Annotated in this window: 17 protein-coding genes; 9 read left to right on the forward strand and 8 right to left on the reverse strand. The window is 41.4% G+C overall.

Translation table 11 applies throughout. From position 1 onward, the window contains the following. Positions 1-211 precede the first annotated feature (211 nt). Positions 212-1,105 (forward strand): tRNA 2-thiocytidine(32) synthetase TtcA, encoded by an 894-nt coding sequence (gene ttcA, locus BM135_RS12365; RefSeq protein WP_092520018.1) that lies wholly within the window; start codon positions 212-214, stop codon positions 1,103-1,105. A gap of 352 nt (positions 1,106-1,457) precedes the next feature. On the opposite strand, the gene zntB is transcribed toward ttcA, so the two are convergent. Next, positions 1,458-2,441: a zinc transporter ZntB gene (zntB, locus tag BM135_RS12370; protein WP_092520019.1), complete on the reverse strand. Its 984-nt coding sequence runs from the start codon at positions 2,439-2,441 to the stop codon at positions 1,458-1,460. 58 nt (positions 2,442-2,499) lie between these two features. Beyond that, on the reverse strand, positions 2,500-4,092 hold the full coding sequence (locus BM135_RS12375) for a peptide ABC transporter substrate-binding protein (protein ID WP_422646146.1): 1,593 nt from the start codon (positions 4,090-4,092) through the stop codon (positions 2,500-2,502). Between the two features lie 204 nt (positions 4,093-4,296). Here BM135_RS12375 and tpx point away from each other — a divergent pair, with 204 nt between their 5' ends. Continuing rightward, a complete protein-coding gene (gene tpx, locus BM135_RS12380; protein ID WP_092520020.1) occupies positions 4,297-4,800 on the forward strand; it encodes a thiol peroxidase in 504 nt (167 codons plus the stop codon). A gap of 371 nt (positions 4,801-5,171) precedes the next feature. On the opposite strand, the gene tyrR is transcribed toward tpx, so the two are convergent. The 6 genes from tyrR to pspA form a co-directional block, all read right to left on the reverse strand. Continuing rightward, positions 5,172-6,764 carry a transcriptional regulator TyrR gene (gene tyrR, locus BM135_RS12385; protein WP_092520021.1) on the reverse strand — a complete coding sequence of 531 codons (1,593 nt, stop codon included), beginning with the start codon at positions 6,762-6,764 and terminating at the stop codon, positions 5,172-5,174. Between the two features lie 128 nt (positions 6,765-6,892). Then, complete coding sequence (locus tag BM135_RS12390; protein WP_092520022.1) at positions 6,893-7,981, reverse strand: YcjF family protein; 1,089 nt, start codon at positions 7,979-7,981, stop codon at positions 6,893-6,895. Continuing rightward, positions 7,978-9,375 carry a YcjX family GTP-binding protein gene (locus BM135_RS12395; protein WP_092520023.1) on the reverse strand — a complete coding sequence of 466 codons (1,398 nt, stop codon included), beginning with the start codon at positions 9,373-9,375 and terminating at the stop codon, positions 7,978-7,980. Before BM135_RS12395 ends, BM135_RS12390 begins: the two co-directional genes overlap by 4 nt. 123 nt (positions 9,376-9,498) lie before the next feature. Then, the gene (pspC, locus tag BM135_RS12400) at positions 9,499-9,861 is read right to left on the reverse strand and encodes an envelope stress response membrane protein PspC (protein WP_092520024.1); all 363 of its coding nucleotides are present in this window, start codon (positions 9,859-9,861) and stop codon (positions 9,499-9,501) included. Continuing rightward, complete coding sequence (gene pspB, locus BM135_RS12405) at positions 9,861-10,088, reverse strand: envelope stress response membrane protein PspB (RefSeq protein ID WP_092520025.1); 228 nt, start codon at positions 10,086-10,088, stop codon at positions 9,861-9,863. The genes pspC and pspB overlap by 1 nt, the downstream gene beginning before the upstream one ends. Positions 10,089-10,120: 32 nt before the next feature. Then, positions 10,121-10,792 carry a phage shock protein PspA gene (gene pspA / locus BM135_RS12410; RefSeq protein ID WP_092520026.1) on the reverse strand — a complete coding sequence of 224 codons (672 nt, stop codon included), beginning with the start codon at positions 10,790-10,792 and terminating at the stop codon, positions 10,121-10,123. Between the two features lie 218 nt (positions 10,793-11,010). Between pspA and pspF the strand changes: the two genes are divergently transcribed. The 7 genes from pspF (at position 11,011) to fabI (ending at position 18,666) form a co-directional block, all read left to right on the forward strand. Then, positions 11,011-12,015: a phage shock protein operon transcriptional activator gene (gene pspF / locus BM135_RS12415; protein ID WP_092520027.1), complete on the forward strand. Its 1,005-nt coding sequence runs from the start codon at positions 11,011-11,013 to the stop codon at positions 12,013-12,015. 318 nt (positions 12,016-12,333) lie between these two features. Next, positions 12,334-14,052: an ABC transporter substrate-binding protein SapA gene (sapA, locus tag BM135_RS12420; RefSeq protein ID WP_092520028.1), complete on the forward strand. Its 1,719-nt coding sequence runs from the start codon at positions 12,334-12,336 to the stop codon at positions 14,050-14,052. Then, entirely contained in the window at positions 14,049-15,014 is a 966-nt protein-coding gene (gene sapB / locus BM135_RS12425) for a putrescine export ABC transporter permease SapB (RefSeq protein WP_092520029.1), read from the forward strand. Before sapA ends, sapB begins: the two co-directional genes overlap by 4 nt. Continuing rightward, the gene (gene sapC / locus BM135_RS12430; protein ID WP_092520030.1) at positions 15,001-15,888 is read left to right on the forward strand and encodes a putrescine export ABC transporter permease SapC; all 888 of its coding nucleotides are present in this window, start codon (positions 15,001-15,003) and stop codon (positions 15,886-15,888) included. Before sapB ends, sapC begins: the two co-directional genes overlap by 14 nt. Beyond that, positions 15,888-16,880, forward strand: a complete 993-nt coding sequence (gene sapD / locus BM135_RS12435) for a putrescine export ABC transporter ATP-binding protein SapD (RefSeq protein WP_092520031.1) — start codon at positions 15,888-15,890, stop codon at positions 16,878-16,880. Before sapC ends, sapD begins: the two co-directional genes overlap by 1 nt. Next, positions 16,881-17,690 carry a putrescine export ABC transporter ATP-binding protein SapF gene (sapF, locus tag BM135_RS12440; RefSeq protein ID WP_092520032.1) on the forward strand — a complete coding sequence of 270 codons (810 nt, stop codon included), beginning with the start codon at positions 16,881-16,883 and terminating at the stop codon, positions 17,688-17,690. A 187-nt stretch (positions 17,691-17,877) separates the two neighbouring features. Further along, positions 17,878-18,666, forward strand: a complete 789-nt coding sequence (fabI, locus tag BM135_RS12445) for an enoyl-ACP reductase FabI (protein WP_092520033.1) — start codon at positions 17,878-17,880, stop codon at positions 18,664-18,666. Positions 18,667-18,724: the final 58 nt, after the last annotated feature.

Genomic DNA, 18,724 nt, shown 5'->3' on the forward strand with positions numbered 1-18,724 from the left:
GGATTGTAAATCACAAACGATCATCAATGTTCCTACCTTTATGTACTGAAGGCACATCACTGAACTAACTGTTCAATTTAGACCCGTTTGCCCTACCAGCAATATTGGCCTCTTATTGCTCAAAAAAGAAAAATCCGTATAATCCATTCCCCTGCAAAGAATCCATATAGGAAATCTATCGTCGATACAATCGATAATGTGAGAAGTCGCAATGAATCAAAAAGATACGAGAAAAGAGACACTTGAATTCAACAAACTCCAAAAACGCCTGAGGAGGAACGTTGGTAATGCCATTATTGATTACAATATGATTAAAAATAATGATGTTGTAATGGCATGTATCAGTGGTGGCAAAGATTCATTTGCGATGTTAGATATCCTGTTGAATCTGCAAAAGGCGGCACCAATAAACTTCAGTGTAATTGCAGTGAATCTTGATCAGAAGCAACCCGGTTTTCCTGAACACATTTTACCCGAATATTTTGAGAGTCTGGATATTCCATACTACATTGTAGATAAAGATACCTATTCGGTTGTTAAAGAAAAAGTTCCTGAAGGCAAAACTACCTGTGGATTGTGTTCAAGACTGCGTCGCGGCACACTTTATTCTTTTGCAGAAAAGATCGGGGCAACAAAAATTGCACTCGGACATCATCTTGATGACATCGTTGAAACTCTGTTCCTGAATATGTTTCATGGCGCACGGATGAAAGCCATGCCGCCAAAATTGCGCTCTGACGATGGCCGTAATGTTGTCATAAGACCACTAGCCTATTGCCGTGAGACAGACCTTATCCAGTATGCGGAACACAAACAATTCCCAATCATTCCTTGTAATTTATGTGGTTCTCAAGAAAACCTACAGCGGCAAGCAATCAAAACAATGTTGGTAGGTTGGGATAAGAAAACACCAGGCCGGGTTGAGAGTATTTTCAAATCTATTCAAAATGTTAGCCCAAGCCAATTGGCAGATAAAACGCTTTTCGACTTTGTCAACTTGCCATTGTCCCGTGATGGGGAAAGAGAAGAGTATGCTTTTAACGAAGCAGTAGTATCGTCAACTAACATTGATGAAGCTATGTTTATCGATATCACGAACGTTTAAATTACATTAAGTCAAACTTAAAGCAGTCTTATTACAGACTGCTTGAAATTTATTTCTGCTCATCAGATTTCCTTCGGATTAGAACTGGGGGAACGCATTCAGTAACAACAGAAAAAATAGCCGATACTAAAACAAGCATCGGCATAATCAATGAGCAATTATTCTGTTAAAACTCAATGTGAGAAAAACTACAATTATGGAGTACAACGTTCATCGCTCAACGTTGTATTCACCTGCAAGGCTTATAGTGCCTCAATTATGGGTAACGATTATTGATATATCTCAAATCTGATAGCACTATTGGCTTCCTTTGGATGCACATGACGATTATTTGCTCAATTGCTTTTTCTTTCTATAACCATTTACTTCGCCTTAACCACCAAGCGAAAACCACCATCAGTAGTGACAACAAAAAACTGAATAAACCGAATCCAAACTGATATTTATTACCCGGTATCCCCCCTAGGTTGACGCCAAACAATCCCGTCAAAAAGGTTGTTGGCAAGAATATCATCGTCAACAGAGACATCATGTAAATACGACGGTTCATAGCATCCGCCATCATAGAAGTGATTTCATCCGCAAGGACTGCGGTTCGGGCAATACAACCATCAAGATCATCCATTCCCCTCCCCAGTCGATCAGCAATTTCCTGCATTAAATGACGCTCTTCATCGCTCATCCAAGGCAGTCGCTCACTGGTCAGACGAATAAAAACATCCCGCTGTGGAGCCATGTATCGGCGCAAAACAATTAGCTGCTTACGCAGCAACACCAATTCTCCGCGACCAGGTATTTTCTGCTCCAAAATATCATCTTCAAGCTCAATCAGATTGTCATGCAGCTCTTCAATGAAATCATTGACTCCATCAGTAATAGCTCCGGCTATTTCAAGCAACCAATTTCCGGTACTTTTCGCACCAACACCGTTATGCAAATCTTCCTGAACTTGATCGATGGAATGAATTTTCCGATGTCGGCTGGAGATAATAATTTTGTCATTAATATAGATGCGGAACGAAACTAGGTGATCAGGGCGCGCACTATCATTGCGGTTCACCGATCTCAAGGTAATCAAAGTTCCTTCGCCTATGCGCAGCATCTTCGGGCGAATACTTTCACTCACTAACCCCTCCTTTACTGGAGATGGTAGCAAGGTTGTATTCATGAGCCATTGATGACTGTCCGGATTTTTATAATCAAGATGTTGCCATACTGGCTGTTCTGCGGTTACGAGTGAATCTTCCCCAAATGCCGTAATTCCTCCCCTGCCATTTAAATGACAGGTATAAATGGCATTTGAACCTTTAAATACCGAGCCATAGATCGTTTCCACATCTGCTCCTTGTTCGTATTTAATTTTCGTGCTTAATTTTTGTACCTAACGCTCGAGTCTAATTGTCTTTCTTGATGATATACATGGTATGACTATAAGTGACATCTTCAGGATTGGTGATCGGATATCCTTTTAACCACGGTTTGATTAATCGGCCATTGGTATACTGATAAATCGGGGCGATTGGTGCTTGTTCAGTAATCATTTTTTCTGCCTGATTGTAATCACGATTTCTGGCTACATCGTCAGTTTTATAGCTGGCAGCTTTGAGCAGCGCATCATAGTCAGTATTATGGAACTTCGCGATATTGCCACTATGAGTGGATGTCAGAAGAGACAGAAAACTGGATGCCTCATTATAGTCACCGGTCCAAGAGGCTCTCACCACATCGAAGTTACCCGTATTACGGCTATCCACGTAAGTTTTCCATTCTTGATTCACCAGTTTCACCTTCACGCCCAGTTTTTTCTTCCATTCAGAACTAATTGCAATCGCTATTCGCTGGTTGTTTTCTAAGTTGTTATAAAGCAATGAGATCTTTAATGGATTTTCAGAGCCATACCCAGCCGCTTTCAGTAATTTTTTTGCCTGAGCATCCAACTCTTTTTGAGTCAATGTTTCCAAGCGGCTTTTCTCTGACTTGAACCCTGCCGTAACATCCGGGGTGAAATGCCATGCGGGTTTTTCTCCCGTTCCGACGACTTTTTTCGCAATCAGGTTCCTGTCTATCGTCATTGAAAGTGCTTGTCTGACCCTAACATCATTCATTGGTGCTCGTTGAGTATTAAAAGCATAGTAGTATGTTCCCAATTGATCCGGCGTAAAGACTTGTCCGGGAAGATCTTTCAGCAATTTCTGATACATGTTTTTAGGAAAAGATTCCGTAATATCCAAATCTCCCGCCAGATAACGCTTGGTTGCATGGGATTCCTGATTAATGGGCATAAAAATAACTTTTTTCAGTACCGTATTTTTGTTATCCCAGTAATAGGGATTTGGCGTCAGGACAATTTTTTCATTCACGACGCGTCCGGTTAGCGTAAATGCCCCATTCCCCGTCAAATGTCCTACCCGAGTCCAATCTTTGCCGTATTTCTCAATGCACTGTTTGTTAACTGGATAAAGGCTAAAGTTGGTTGTCATGTTGGGGAAATAAGGTACAGGACGGTTCAGGGTGACTTTCAGTGTATAAGGATCGATGGCCTCAACACCCAATTTCTCTGGTGGCAGCTTTCCATTAATGATTTCCTGAGCATTTTCAATGCCTGATAAAGCAGCAAACCAAGAAAAAGAAGACGCATTTTCAGGATCAACTAGTCTCTGCCAGCTATAAACAAAATCAGATGCCGTGACACTGCCACCATTAGACCAACGAGCATCCTGACGTAATTTAAATATCCATATCTTGTTATCTTTCGTCTTCCAATCAATGGCAACACCTGGAATTGCCTGACCATGTGCATCTTGATTAACCAAACCTTCAAACAGATCACGCAATACTTGCGCCTCTGTCAAACCGAAAGATTTTATTGGATCCAGCGATGCTGGTTCATCTTTTAACTGGCGAACCAACTCTTGTTCGGGATCAAGCTGAGTGCCAACAGGAACTTGAGCAGCAGAAACAGATAAAGAAAAGGAAAGTCCTGCCATCAATAATACAGAAGGAAGTAATGTAAAATTATTCATGATTTTTGTGCCTTGTGAGTCTAATAATCGCCCTAAAAATAAATTATAAGACATTGTTAATTAAGGAGTAGGAGAGTATTTCATGGATATTGAATCTATTTTTGTGGGCAAGATCGCACTATTCCTTTACACTGGCGGCGCTGTTTACTTTATAGAGGGATAAAAACCATGACACAAACAGTCAAGTTTCAAGGCAGTGATATCACTGTCAACGGCGATTTTCCACAAGCAGGTCAGGCAGCAAAAGAATTCACGCTGGTCGCTAAAGATCTTGCTGATGTAGCATTGAGCCACTACGCAGGTAAACGCAAAGTGCTTAATATCTTCCCAAGCATTGATACCGGGGTTTGTGCCACATCTGTCCGTACATTTAATCAGTTCGCCAGCGAATTAGATAATACTGTCGTACTGTGTATTTCAGCAGACTTACCTTTTGCCCAGTCTCGTTTCTGTGGCTCTGAAGGTTTATCTAATGTCGTAACCCTTTCAACACTTCGCAGCGGGAGCTTCCAGGAAGATTACGGCGTTGCAATAAACGAAGGTCTATTAGGTGGACTGACTGCGCGTGCTGTCGTTGTTCTGGATGAAAACAATCAAGTTATTTATAGCCAGCTGGTTGATGAAATCACCAATGAACCTGACTATGACAGTGCATTATCTGCATTGAAATAATTGTTTCATTATTAATAATATTGTTTTTTAACGCAGTAACATATTGTTCTTAAAAACTTATTTTCTGGCGGCGATGAAGTTATTAATTGTAATTTTATCGTCGCCAGCTTATTTTACATATAAAATCATCCCACGATCACTATTACCACTAACTTTAACACTACCGACCTCTAACACTAACATTATCACTATTTAAGAATAGTGCCTATAATACAAGAGAAGATTTTTTTGATAAAAAATAAATGATTTTTGACTCTGTTATATACTACTTTTTTATTGAAGTTCTGGCCTGATTGAATCGTATGCATTGGCTGTGAGCAAAAATTTGATGCATACAGCCAATGTTATACGTTTAATGATGAACTTACCGCTTATTCATCATTTTCATGTTCAGCCAGATTTTTTTTACCACTCAGACCATATTCACGTAATTTATTGGCTATTGCTGTGTGAGAAACACTAAGTCGTTTTGCTAGTTTACGCGTACTGGGATAATGACGATAAAGGCGTGTCAATACAGAACGTTCAAAACGCTTACTGATTTCATCCAAAGATCCCACCAAAATATCTTCATTAAATGCCACTTCTGCTTCTAGTTCAGGTAGCTGAATACCCTGCGGACTGAGTTTGTTACTCTCAAGTTGAGTCAGTGCATGATAGATAGCATTTCGAAGTTGTCTGACATTTCCGGGCCAATGATAACCACAAAGGAATTGTTCTAAGTCAGAAGAAAATTTAGGTTTATCCAAGCATTGTTCTGCCGCAAAACGCGCTACAAAATAGTCCGTCAATGGCATGATATCGGCCTGACGTTCCCGCAAAGGAGGCAATGTAATGGTTAAAACATTCAGCCGATAATAGAGATCTTCACGAAATTCCCCTTTTTGTACCAATTCAATTAAGTTTTTCTGAGTGGCACAGATAATACGGACATTCACTTTAACTTCATTCTCTTCACCTACACGGCGAAATGTCCCATCATTTAAGAAACGAAGTAATTTGATCTGCATTTGTGGCGACATTTCACCGATTTCATCCAACAAAACCGTGCCGCCGTTAGCTTGTTCAAAGAAGCCTTTTTTGCCTTCCAATGCATTTGGATAAGCTCCTGCCGCATATCCAAACAGTTCACTTTCTACAACATCATCCGGCATAGAAGCACAATTCAGCCCAAGAAAAGGCTGTTTTCCCCTTGCACTTCGCAAATGACAGGCTTTAGCAAATTCATCTTTTCCCGTTCCTGTCTCACCGATAAGCAGCAAGGGAGCATCAAGCATCGCCATTTTACGTGCCAGCTCTACGACATGAACCATTTTAGAGCTAGCAGCAATAATTTGTTCAAAAGCGCCATTATCATTTGCAGTTAATTTTTTAAGCGGAGATTCAATATGCACCGATGAATGATGTTCGCCAGAACGCAACATAATTACGGCTCCTACACACCTAACAATCTGATTTTCATCCGTTAACTGCATAGGAATAATATCCATCCCATAATCTTGCTCTTTGATGGATAGTTGTGTTGAATGTTGTTGATGATCCTCACTTTCAAGCCAGCGAAAAAAATTGTAATTGCTAATCAAATGACCAATATTTTTTTGGCTGATTTTCTCTTTACTGAAACCAAACAATGATAAAGCGGCAGAGTTAGCCAGTTCAATATTACCTTTCATGTCAATAGAAAAGATAGGCTCAGGAACTGATTCCAATAAAGTCCACATCGCTCTATTCTCTTTCTCTGACGGCATGAAAGCAACCGTTCTGACATCAATAACACCATTAATTCGGCGGATTTCTGCCATCAATACACGGAAAATATTGAAGTCAATTTGAGTAAAATTAAGGTAAATACGACGTGCAGGAGAAATTTCAATTCCTTTCAGATCAATATTTCGTAATACCAGTAAATCAAGTAATTCGCGGGTTAACCCAATTCGATCCTGACAAGTAACTTCCAATCGCATTTTTCTGACCTTATTTACACGATGTTCTTAACCACCTGAAATGTTACCCGTTACTACCCAATAGATGAAGCCTTTGTCAGCAAAAGTTTACAATAAAGTGAGATGTCAACCTGGTATGACAGTAACAATTAATTAGCTACTTTGCTGTTATTTGTGTCTTTGGCTGTACTTTTGTTTTTCATTGGTAACGTGCTTTTAAGCTGAGTAAGCAACTGGTGACGAAAGTCCCCTAACTTCGGTTTATCTCCATCAATCCACGGTAAAGGGCGGCACAGTTCCATGGCTTTGATGCCTAAACGGGCTGTAAGCAACCCCGCACCGATCCCTTGTGCGGCTCGTGCAGAAAGACGGGCTGCAATGTCCTGTGACAACCAGTCCATACCCACTTCTCTTACTAGTTCCGATGCTCCTGCAAAGGCAATATTCAGCAATACTAACCGAAACAAGCGAATACGGCTGAAATAACCCAATTTGATTCCATAAAGTGCGGCAATTCGATTAATAAGTCGAATATTTCTCCAGGCAATAAAGGCCATATCCACAATTGCCAATGGACTGACAGCGATCATCAATGCTGACTCCGCCGCAGAACGGCTAATCTCTTTCTTAGCCTGAGCATCCAAGACAGGTTGAACCAACTTGCTGTATAGCATGACAATTTCACGATCATTATGAGTTTCATGCACAGCAGCCTGCCAACGCTGTAATGCCGGATGTTGTTGCCCTATTCTCGCCTGTTCTGCCAATTTTTCACAAAATCGGCGCCCTTTTCCAATGCCATGACTTTGCAATAGTGTTTTTGCAATATCTCGTTCTTCTGTACGCTGTCGTAAATGGTAAAGGTGCCGCCATTCCCTCACCACACTGCCTATTCCCGCAAAAATGATCATGCTGCCAGCAGCAGAGATCCCCAGTGCAATCCAATCATGTTGCTGCCATGCTTGATATATCCACTGAACACATTGGGCGATGACACTTATTCCCAACAAAAATACCGCACTGGAAAAAATTTTTCGCCAAAAACTACGTTTCGGTTTTAAAGCAGCATTCAATGCACCTTCAAATTCTCCTTCCTGCTCTTCCACTTCCAACTCTGGCATAATCGGATAGAACTCTTTTCCCTGCCCAGTAAATTCTTTTTTTGATTTCAATGATGGTTCTGATGAGGTTTGTACAAAATCGCCAAAATCAATTCTCGGTTTCAAAGGTTCGGTCATGTTAATTTGTCTCCCAATAAAAATTCCATCGCACTATCCATGCGAATATGGGGTAACGGTGTGTCAGCATTGACTTGTCTTGGTCGGAATGATTCGAAATTAAACCCTTGTTTTTGCCAGAATTCACTATTTGGCAAGCGCTGTGGTACTTCCCCCGGAAAAAATGTCAGCAATTTATTGTCTGACAAGCGATTGCCTTTGATAGCAGGAATTTTTGCGCCTTCATGAATGACAATGCCGCTCTCTGTTGCCTGAATAGATGCAAGTCCTACACAATCCATACTGATCCCTTCAAACGCCGCATTTTGCCAAGCTTCCTGTACCAATTGCTGTAAAAGAGAAACAAAATTGGCATGCTGATCTGCCGTAATATGATCAGCTTTGCTGGCAGCAAACATTAATTTATCAATGCAGGGTGAGAATAAACGACGAAACAATGTTCGCTTACCATAATGAAAACTTTGCATAAGTTGTGTCAATGCAAGCCGCATATCGTTGAATGCTTGCGGGCCACTATTCAATGGTTGTAAGCAATCCACCAGAACAATTTGCCGATCAAAACGGAGAAAATGCTCTTTATAGAATCCCTTAACGATATGATCACAGTAATAAGCAAAGCGCTCACGCAACATGCCGATGTTGGTGTGTTTGTCCGCTTTTGCTAATTGCAGCTCCCCGATTTTATCGATATTCGGCCACGGAAAAAATTGCAATGCCGGAGCGCCCGCCAAATCCCCCGGCAAGATAAAACGACCAGGTTGAATAAAGTGCAAACCCTGTTGTTTACATTTATGTAGGTAGTCTGTATAAGCCTGAGCAATTCTGGCAAGTAGGTTTTCATCAGCAGGAGCCAATGGATCACACTGTTTGCATAATGCTAACCATGGTTCAGCCCAATTCGCTCTTTCCCCTTTCAGCAACCCATGCATATGCCATGACCACGCCAGATAATTTTGTTCCAGCATGGGTAAATCCAATAGCCATTCGCCCGGATAATCGACAATTTCTAAATAAAGGGTGGAGGTTTCTTTCAGGTAACGAAATAGAGAATCTTCAGAGCGATAACGTAAAGCCAAGCGAATCTCACTTACCCCACGTGTTGGTATCGGCCAGCAAGGGAGGGTGTCATATAATGCTGCGATATTTTCATCATAGGCAAAACGAGGTACCCCAAAATCCCGCTGTGGTACCCGTTTCACACCAAGTAGGCGGCCATCGCGTACAGCAGAAAATAGTGGCAATCTGGCTCCACTATGCACATGAAGAAGTTGGTTCACCAAAGAAGTAATAAATGCGGTTTTTCCACTGCGACTCAATCCTGTTACCGCCAGTCGCAAATGGCGATCCATTCCACGATTAACAAGCGCTGTCAGTTCGTTTTGCAATCGTTTCATGCTTCTCCTAGATGGGAATACCGTGAATCTGTTTCATCCGGCCTGTAACATCGGCATAATTATTATGCAATATTTAGTATTATTTCCGCTGTTACTGGCCAGACCTTATGTAATTATTTACGTTCAAAGCTGGCGAAAACGACTACGCACATTGTAAGTTTCAGAAGTAACATAACGTTCCATTTGACGCAAACGTGCTTCGCTTGCCTTCAATTGGTAGTCTACTTCATTCAACATTTTCTGTGCTGATGGCTCTCTGTTTTTTTCCTCTGCTAAATATCCCGCAGGCGCGGGATCCATTACAAAGGTCAAGATAATATAAGCCAATACCGTTATGCCAAATAGCCCAAAGAATAGCGATAATACCGTGATGGTGCGGATAAGCGGAACAGGTACATCAAAATAGTCTGCCAGCCCAGCACAAACCCCTTTAACCATCCCCTGTTCTGGTAAACGGTAAAGTTTTTTGCGGTATTCATTTGACATTATGACTGTCTCCAATTTGGATGCTCTGCATCAAGGATATCTTCTAACGTTTTAATCCTTTCTTGCATACGCCTGGCATTCTCTGTCAATTGTTCTAATCGCTGAATTTCCCTGTTCCCTAACTGACCCCGATTGCCATTCTGGTTGCTGTAATGTAGCCATAACCAGATGGGTAAGACAAAAAGCACAAAAATGCTCAGCGGGATCCCAAGAAATATATAGCCCATTATCTTTCCTTAATTGTGCATGACATATGTCATCATTGTGAGTCTTTAATATTCATTTTAGCTTTCAAGGCCGCAAGTTGTGCACTGATTTCATCATCTGCCTTCAATTCAGCAAATTGTTGTTCGAGTGATTTCTGTTTACCCAGTCCAACAGCTTCAGCCTCTGCTTCCATGTGGTCTATCCGGCGCTCAAACTGTTCAAAACGCGCCATTGCCTCATCGATTTTACCACTATCCAATTGACGGCGTACTTCGCGCGAAGATGCTGCTGCTTGATGGCGCAGAGTTAATGATTGTCGCCTTGCTCGCGCCTCTGTCAATTTATTTTCCAGCTCAGTCACTTCACCTTTAATCCGTTCCAGAGTTTCATCCAGAATAGACAATTCGTGTATTAGCATTTCAACTAAGCTACTGACTTTTTGTTTTTCGATCAATGCTGCACGTGCTAAATCTTCTTTGCCCTTGCCCAGTGCCAATTCAGCTTTTTCTTGCCAACCATCAATTTGATTTTCACCCATGCTGATACGGCGCAAAAGTTGTTTTTTCTCTGCCAATGTACGGGCTAAAGTAGAGCGGATTTCCACCAGCGTGTCTTCCATTTCCTGAATCATCAAGCGAACCATTTTCTGTGGATCTTCGGCTTTATCCAGCAGAGAGGAAATATTAGCGTTCACGATATCAGCAAAACGAGAGAAAATACCCATAGTCATAAACCTCTTTCATTAGAATGTATGTATGTTATGCCTGTGTATTGTTAAATACGGATACAAGATACACGGTAAGACACTTAACTAAACACAAAATACATGCCAACTTTCTTTTTTTGATTATCTAATTGAAATAACTCGAATAGTTTTTTATTTGCTTTTTTATTGCGATAAGCTAACGTAGTTAAATTGACCAATTGTTGGCGAAAAATACTATGTCTCAGTTTATTGATAATTTATTAGGTGAAGCAAACTGTTTTATTGAAATTTTGGAACAAGTCTCCGCACTGGCAAAATTAAACAAGCCTGTTTTAGTTCTGGGAGAACGAGGGACAGGCAAAGAGTTAATTGCCCATCGGTTACACTATCTTTCTCCGCGTTGGCAAGGCCCTTTTATTTCTCTGAATTGTGCAGCACTCAATGAAAATTTGCTTGATTCAGAGCTCTTTGGTCATGAGGCTGGGGCTTTCACCGGTGCCCGTTCAAAACATCAAGGTCGCTTTGAACGAGCTGATGGAGGAACCTTGTTTCTTGATGAACTCGCTACTGCACCCATGCAGGTACAGGAAAAATTACTGCGGGTCATTGAATATGGTCATTTAGAGCGCGTAGGCGGTACTCAGTCATTGCAAGTCGATGTACGGTTGATCTGTGCAACCAACGAAGATTTACCCTCTATGGCAGTTCGTGGAAAATTCAGAGCCGATTTGCTCGATAGACTTGCTTTTGACGTCGTTCATATCCCACCGCTACGTCAACGGCAAGCAGATGTTATGTTACTGGCACAGAACTTTGCAATTCAGATGTGCCGTGAATTGAATCTGCCATTTTTTCCGGGGTTTACTGGCGAGGCTAAACAACAATTACTCTCTTATCATTGGCCCGGCAATGTTCGCGAATTAAAGAACGTCATCGAACGTTCCATTTATCGGCATGGTAATAATGAAAATGAATTAAATACGATTATTATCAATCCCTTTTTACCATCACAGCAATCTATCCCACCATCTACTGACAGCAGAATTACCAATTTTCCCCTTCCTGGGTTACCTCTTGATTTACGACAGTGGCAAAACGATAGCGAAAAGAGTTTAATCATGCAGGCTTTGACAAAAAGTCAATTCAATCAGAAAAAAGCCGCTGACAAACTTAACTTAACTTACCATCAGCTACGCGGGTTAATCAAAAAACACCATATCAACCTTTATGATAACGATTAAATAAAAAGTCAGCCAAGCAGAGTAATCAATTAAAGGCATGCAGATAATAGATAGATAAAAAAATAGCCGGCACCCGAGCCGGCTAATAAAAATACTGGAAGCAATGTGAGCAATGTCGTGCCTTTTCTGAGATTACCTACTTGATACTACAAGAGTATCTCCCTGAAAGCACGATGAGAATGATAATGTTTATCAGTTACATTTGTAAAGCACTTTATTGAGAATCTTTCTCATTATCGTGATCTGGCCGTTGTTTTTGAGCAAAAAGCGTTAATTAAGTTACAATAGCCAAATTCTTTTTTATGACTGACATTTTATATGCGTTATTTGATTTACTGGATCATATTATTGATTTCCATCCTGACTCTGGTGGTCAAGAATGCTATTCCAGAAACTATTGCGGAATCCATTCCAGAACCGGAGACAAACAACACATCGGAAAGCCTGTCTCATATTCCGACAGCTTTACAACAGAGTGGATTTATTTATTGCGTTAATGGCAATTTAAATACGTTTAATCCACAAATGGCTATCAGTGGCTTGGCCGTGGATACTCTTGCTGTGCAGATTTATAATCGCTTACTGGGAGTTGATCCCCTTAGCTATGATTTGGTTCCTGAGCTGGCTACTGACTGGGAAGTTCTGGACAATGGGACAACCTATCGCTTTTATCTACGCCATAATGTTGCCTTCCAGTCAACCAATTGGTTTATACCAACCCGCGCTATGAATGCGGATGATGTCATTTTCAGTTTCCGCAGGCTATTCGATAAAACACATGATTATCATAAGGTTAATAGTGGTCACTATCCCTATTTTGATAGTTTGCAATTTGCTAATTCAGTGAAGGATATTCGAAAAATTGACGAATATACCGTTGAATTCCACCTTAATACTCCCAATGCATCTTTTCTCTGGTACCTAGCAACACACCATGCACCTATACTATCTCAGGAATATGCTCAAAAGTTGCAACAAATGCATCAACAGAAACAATTAGACTGGAAACCTGTTGGAACAGGCCCCTTCATGATGAAAGATTATAGGATGGGACAATTTATCCGCCTTGTTCGCCATGATAAATACTGGAAAGGTAAACCACATATGGAACAGGTTGTTATAGATATTGGTACTGGTAGTACAGGCAGGATCTCAAAACTGCTCACAGGTGAATGCGATGTACTGGCTTATCCCGATACTAACCAGCTAAACATTGTAAATAATGACCCGAATCTGAGCCAGACATCACAGCCTGGCATGAATGTCGCTTATCTCGCATTTAATACCAGCAAACCACCGTTAAATAAGCTGGAAGTTCGTCAAGCTATTGCTTATGCCATCAATAACCAACGTCTGATGCAATCCATTTACAATAAAATGGCAAAAACGGCAACCTCTATTTTACCTGATATATCATGGGCATATGATCAGAGTATTGAAGTTACCGAATACGATCCTGTGAAGTCCCATAAGATGTTAAGTGAACTGGAATTAAGTGGATTGGAATTAACATTATGGGTTCCAACAGCTTCAAAAGCTTATAATCCACGCCCACTGAAAATGGCAGAGTTAATTCAGGCAGATTTAGCAAGAGTTGGTATTAAGATATCTATTCATCCCGTAGAAGACAGCTTTCAGGAAAATCTACAGAGGAATAAGGACTATGATATGGTACTGACAGGCTGGTCTGCCGATAGCAATGATCCCGATAGTTTTTTCCGTCCATTATTGAGTTGTGCCGCAATTGCATCTAACACAAACCTGAGCCGCTGGTGTAATTCAGCTTTTGATAATGCTCTTCGTCAAGCTTTGTTAAATCAACAAGTTGCCTCACGCAAAGACGATTATTTTTTTGCACAAAAAATCCTCGCGCAACAATTACCCTTGCTGCCACTGGCTTATTCAATGCATTTGCAAAGCTTTCGCAATAATCTTAAGGGATTGGTATTCAACCCGTTTGGCGTTGGCACCTTTGACAAGGTTTACCGTGCACAGGAAGCTGCCGTTCCTAATGAAAATAAAAAGGGAAGCAAATGATTATTTATATCCTACGTCGTTTGTTGCTTCTGATTGTGACATTATTTTTTCTTTCATTTATCAGTTTCAGCCTGATGTATTTCACACCTAGTGGTTCCTTGAGTGGAGTACCATTGTTAGATGCCTATGTATACTATGTCTATAACCTGTTTCAATGGGATTTTGGTGTTTCCAAAATTAATGGTCAACAGGTTATTGAACAACTGTACGCTGTTCTCCCCGCAACTATGGAGTTTTGTATCCTCTCTTTTTCTATGGCGTTGTTAATTGGTATTCCTCTTGGGATTATTGCTGGTGTCTGGCGTAATAAAAAAGCAGATATCATTATCAGTACACTTACTCTATGTGGTTTTTCCATCCCGGTTTTCTGGCTGGCTTTGCTACTGATCCTTCTTTGTTCACTTAGCTTAACTTGGTTACCTGTTTCAGGGCGATTTTATCTACTCTATCAACCGGAAACTGTCACTGGTTCTGCACTGATTGATGTCTGGCTGTCAAAGACGCCTTATCACCATGAGATGGTTATTAACGTCGTTATGCATATGATATTGCCCGTCATCACTCTGTCTGTTGTCCCTACAACCGAAGTTATTCGTTTGATGCGCAACAGTGTTGAAGAAATTTCAGGTGCAAACTATATCAAATCAGCAGCAACCCGTGGTTTATCCCGGCTAACTATTATTCGCCGTCATCTATTACACAATGCCCTGCCGCCCATCATTCCTAAATTAGGATTACAGTTCTCAACTATGCTCACATTAGCTATGGTGACGGAGAAAATCTTCGGCTGGCCAGGTTTAGGACCCTGGCTCATCAACGCTATCCAACAGCAAGATTATCCCGCAATCTCAGCAGGTATCATTGTGATAGGCACGCTGATTATTTCAGTTAATATGTTGACAGATATTATTGGAGTGATAGCTAATCCCCTGAAGCATAAGGAATGGTATGCCCTTAGATAATTTTTACCAAGAAAAGAAAATGCCATCGCCATTGAAAGTTATCTGGCGATTTTTCTATGCTGATGTATTGGCGATGACTGGTTTTTATGGGGTATTAATTTTAATTGCACTGAGTTTGTTCGGAGAGTATCTAGCCCCATATCCACTTGATCTACAATTTGATAACCAGATTACACCACCTTCATGGTCGCATTCAGGCAATGTCTCCTTTTTCCTTGGAACTGACGATCTCGGTCGTGATATTTTCAGCCGTCTATTGATTGGCACATCTTCCACATTTGGGGGAGCTTTGGTTGCCACTGCAGCGGTAGCTATTATAGGATTAATCATCGGTAGCCTTGCCGGAATGACGCGTGGATTGAAATCGGCGGTTCTGAACCATATTTTTGATACTTTACTCGCTATTCCTTCGTTTCTACTGGCTATCATTATCGTTGCTTTTGTTGGAGCCAGCCTGCACCATGCCATGATTGCAGTTTCACTGGCATTACTTCCAAGAATAATACGCACTGTTTATACAGCTGTGCATAAAGAACTGGATAAAGAGTACATTATCGCAGCACGCCTAGACGGTGCTTCAAATCACCATATTTTACGCTATGCCATTTTTCCCAATATCACGGCAGTGATAGTCGGTGAGTTAACTCGCGCGCTCTCCATCACTATTCTTGAGATTACAGCATTGGGATTTCTCGATCTTGGTGCACAAAGACCATCTCCCGAATGGGGAGCCATGATGAAAAATTCATTGGAGCTACTCCCTAATGCACCATGGATTGTTATGTTTCCCGGAGCAGCAATTATGCTCAGCGTCCTACTGGTTAACTTACTGGGTGATGGCCTCCACCGTGCTATTAACGCAGGAGTCGAATAATGCCGTTACTCGATATTCGAAACCTCACCATTGAATTCATGACGGCAGAAGGCCCCGTCAAAGCCATTGACCGAATGAGTATTTCACTAACAGAAGGTGAAATACTGGGTTTGGCTGGTGAGTCAGGCTCAGGTAAGAGTTTGATTGCCAAAGCGATTTGTGGTGTAACCAAAGATAATATTAAAGTCACTGCAGATCGTTTTCGCTTTAACGACATTGATTTGTTGCGCCTGACGTCACGACAGCGACGTAAGGTGATTGGTCATAATATTTCAATGATTTTTCAGGAACCACAATCATGTCTCGATCCATCAGAAAGTGTTGGTAAGCAAATTATTCAATCTATTCCTAAATGGACGTATAAAGGTCGTTGGTGGCAGCGACTTAACTGGCGAAAACGCCGTGCGATTGAGTTGTTGCACCGCGTTGGTATTAAAGATCACTATGATATTATGCTCAGTTATCCTTATGAATTAACTGAAGGTGAATGTCAAAAAGTAATGATTGCCATTGCGCTTGCCAACCAGCCACGGTTATTGATTGCCGATGAACCAACCAATGCAATGGAACCTACGACGCGAGCCCAAATATACCGTTTACTTTCAAGCTTAAATCAGAACAACAACATGACTATCCTGTTAATCAGTCATGACCTGCAAATGATGAGTAAACTGGTTAAACGCATCAATGTTCTGTATTGTGGTCAGACCGTGGAAAATGCTACCCCGGATGAGTTGCTGCTGAAACCTTATCACCCCTATACTCAAGCTCTAATCCGTTCAATTCCTGATTTTGGCAGCCAATTACCACACAAAAGTCGGTTAAATACGCTGTCTGGAGTTATTCCATCACTGGAACATCTACCGGTAGGTTGCCGCTTGGGGTCACGTTGTCCTTATGCACAGAAAACCTGTATTGAAACCCCACGCTTACGGGTGATCAAAAACCATGCATTCGCCTGCCATTTCCCTTTGAATATTGAGGAATCGTAAGTGGTTGAGACATTATTGGAAGTTAAAAACCTGACTAAAACATTTCGCTATCAAACCGGGTTATTTCGCCGTCATCAGCTTGATGCCGTAAAACCGATAAGTTTTACCCTGCAACCGAAAAAAACACTGGCCATCATTGGTGAAAATGGTTCCGGTAAATCCACATTAGCGAGAATGCTATCCGGAGTTATCGAACCAACTTCAGGTAATATTTTGATTAACGGTCATAAGCTGTCTTACGGAGATTACAGCTATCGCAGTCAGCGCATTCGCATGATTTTTCAGGATCCCAGCACATCACTGAATCCTCGTCAGCGTATTGGCCAGATTCTGGATATACCGTTAATATTGAATACGGAGTTATCCCCCTCTGAACGGGAAAAACGTATTAACCAAACATTGCGTCAAGTTGGTTTACTGCCAGATCATGCCAATTATTATCCACACATGCTCGCCTCAGGACAGAAACAGAGTGTAGCTTTGGCGCGGGCTCTAATATTACAACCACAAATTATTGTTGCAGACGAAGCATTGGCTTCTCTTGATGTGTCAATGCGCTCCCAAATAGTCAATTTAATGTTAGAACTACAAGAAAAACATGAAATTTCATATATCTACGTTACCCAACATCTCGGTATGGTGAAGCATATCAGTGATCAAATACTGGTGATGCATCAAGGAGAAGTTGTCGAACGTGGCAATACAGCGGAGGTTCTGGCTTCTCCACTGCATGTTATTACACGTAAATTGATAGCCAGTCATTTTGGTGAAGCCCTGTCTGCTGAAGCATGGCGACAGGATATTACCTGATGTTTTTATTGGGTGTATTTTAATCACTGATCGGAACAGAATGGGAAACTCACCACATTTCCCTCCGGTGTGGTAGAATCACCTCCGTTTATTCATAAGAAATACCACAGCCATGGTTGGATATTTGTTATTTTTGTTTCCCCATGACTTTTGGTGTTTGATCACAAAGAACAATAAGGATACTGCTATGGGTTTCATGACCGGCAAGCGCATTCTCATTACTGGTGTCGCCAGCAAACTGTCTATCGCTTATGGAATTGCCAAGGCAATGCACGATCAAGGAGCAGAGCTGGCTTTTACCTATCAAAATGATAAATTGAAACCTCGTGTCGAAGAATTCGCCGCATCTCTGAATTCGAATATCATTCTGCCATGTGATGTGGCTGAAGATGAAAGTATCGACGCATTGTTCGTTGAACTAGGTAAAGTATGGCCTAAATTCGATGGTTTTGTTCACTCTATCGGTTATGCACCAGCTGACCAGCTTGATGGGGATTATGTTAATGCTGTCAGCCGTGAAGGCTTTAAAATTGCACATGACATCAGTGCATACAGTTTCGTCGCAATGGCGAAAGCCTGCCGTGAGATGCTGAATCCTAGTTCTGCTCTGCTCACCTTAAGCTATCTGGGTGCAGAGCGTGCAATTCCTAACTATAACGTAATGGGTCTGGCGAAAGCTTCTCTGGAAGCAAACGTGCGTTATATGGCAAATGCAATGGGTGTTGAAGGGGTCCGTGTTAATGGTATCTCTGCTGGCCCAATTCGTACTCTGGCGGCTTCAGGTATCAAAGATTTCCGTAAAATGCTGGCGCATTGTGAAGCAGTTACACCTATTCGCCGCACTGTAACAACAGAAGATGTTGGTAATGCTGCTGCCTTCTTGTGTTCAGATCTGGCTGGAGGTGTTACCGGTGAGATCTTGCATGTTGATGGTGGCTTCAGCATCGCTGCTATGAACGAGTTAGAATTAAAGTAATCGCTCGTTGATATATCGAAGATGGTCTCATCCATAAAATTATGGTTGAGACTATCTC

This window comes from Xenorhabdus japonica (assembly GCF_900115195.1).
GTDB classification, from domain to species: domain Bacteria; phylum Pseudomonadota; class Gammaproteobacteria; order Enterobacterales; family Enterobacteriaceae; genus Xenorhabdus; species Xenorhabdus japonica.

Coding starts and splice junctions, on each gene's coding strand:
- ttcA (WP_092520018.1), top strand. CDS start 212: ATGAATCAAAAAGATACGAGAAAAGAGACACTTGAATTCAACAAACTC.
- BM135_RS12375 (WP_422646146.1), bottom strand. CDS start 4,092: ATGGCAGGACTTTCCTTTTCTTTATCTGTTTCTGCTGCTCAAGTTCCT.
- tpx (WP_092520020.1), top strand. CDS start 4,297: ATGACACAAACAGTCAAGTTTCAAGGCAGTGATATCACTGTCAACGGC.
- tyrR (WP_092520021.1), bottom strand. CDS start 6,764: ATGCGATTGGAAGTTACTTGTCAGGATCGAATTGGGTTAACCCGCGAA.
- BM135_RS12390 (WP_092520022.1), bottom strand. CDS start 7,981: ATGACCGAACCTTTGAAACCGAGAATTGATTTTGGCGATTTTGTACAA.
- BM135_RS12395 (WP_092520023.1), bottom strand. CDS start 9,375: ATGAAACGATTGCAAAACGAACTGACAGCGCTTGTTAATCGTGGAATG.
- pspC (WP_092520024.1), bottom strand. CDS start 9,861: ATGTCAAATGAATACCGCAAAAAACTTTACCGTTTACCAGAACAGGGG.
- pspB (WP_092520025.1), bottom strand. CDS start 10,088: ATGGGCTATATATTTCTTGGGATCCCGCTGAGCATTTTTGTGCTTTTT.
- pspA (WP_092520026.1), bottom strand. CDS start 10,792: ATGGGTATTTTCTCTCGTTTTGCTGATATCGTGAACGCTAATATTTCC.
- pspF (WP_092520027.1), top strand. CDS start 11,011: ATGTCTCAGTTTATTGATAATTTATTAGGTGAAGCAAACTGTTTTATT.
- sapA (WP_092520028.1), top strand. CDS start 12,334: ATGCGTTATTTGATTTACTGGATCATATTATTGATTTCCATCCTGACT.
- sapB (WP_092520029.1), top strand. CDS start 14,049: ATGATTATTTATATCCTACGTCGTTTGTTGCTTCTGATTGTGACATTA.
- sapC (WP_092520030.1), top strand. CDS start 15,001: ATGCCCTTAGATAATTTTTACCAAGAAAAGAAAATGCCATCGCCATTG.
- sapD (WP_092520031.1), top strand. CDS start 15,888: ATGCCGTTACTCGATATTCGAAACCTCACCATTGAATTCATGACGGCA.
- fabI (WP_092520033.1), top strand. CDS start 17,878: ATGGGTTTCATGACCGGCAAGCGCATTCTCATTACTGGTGTCGCCAGC.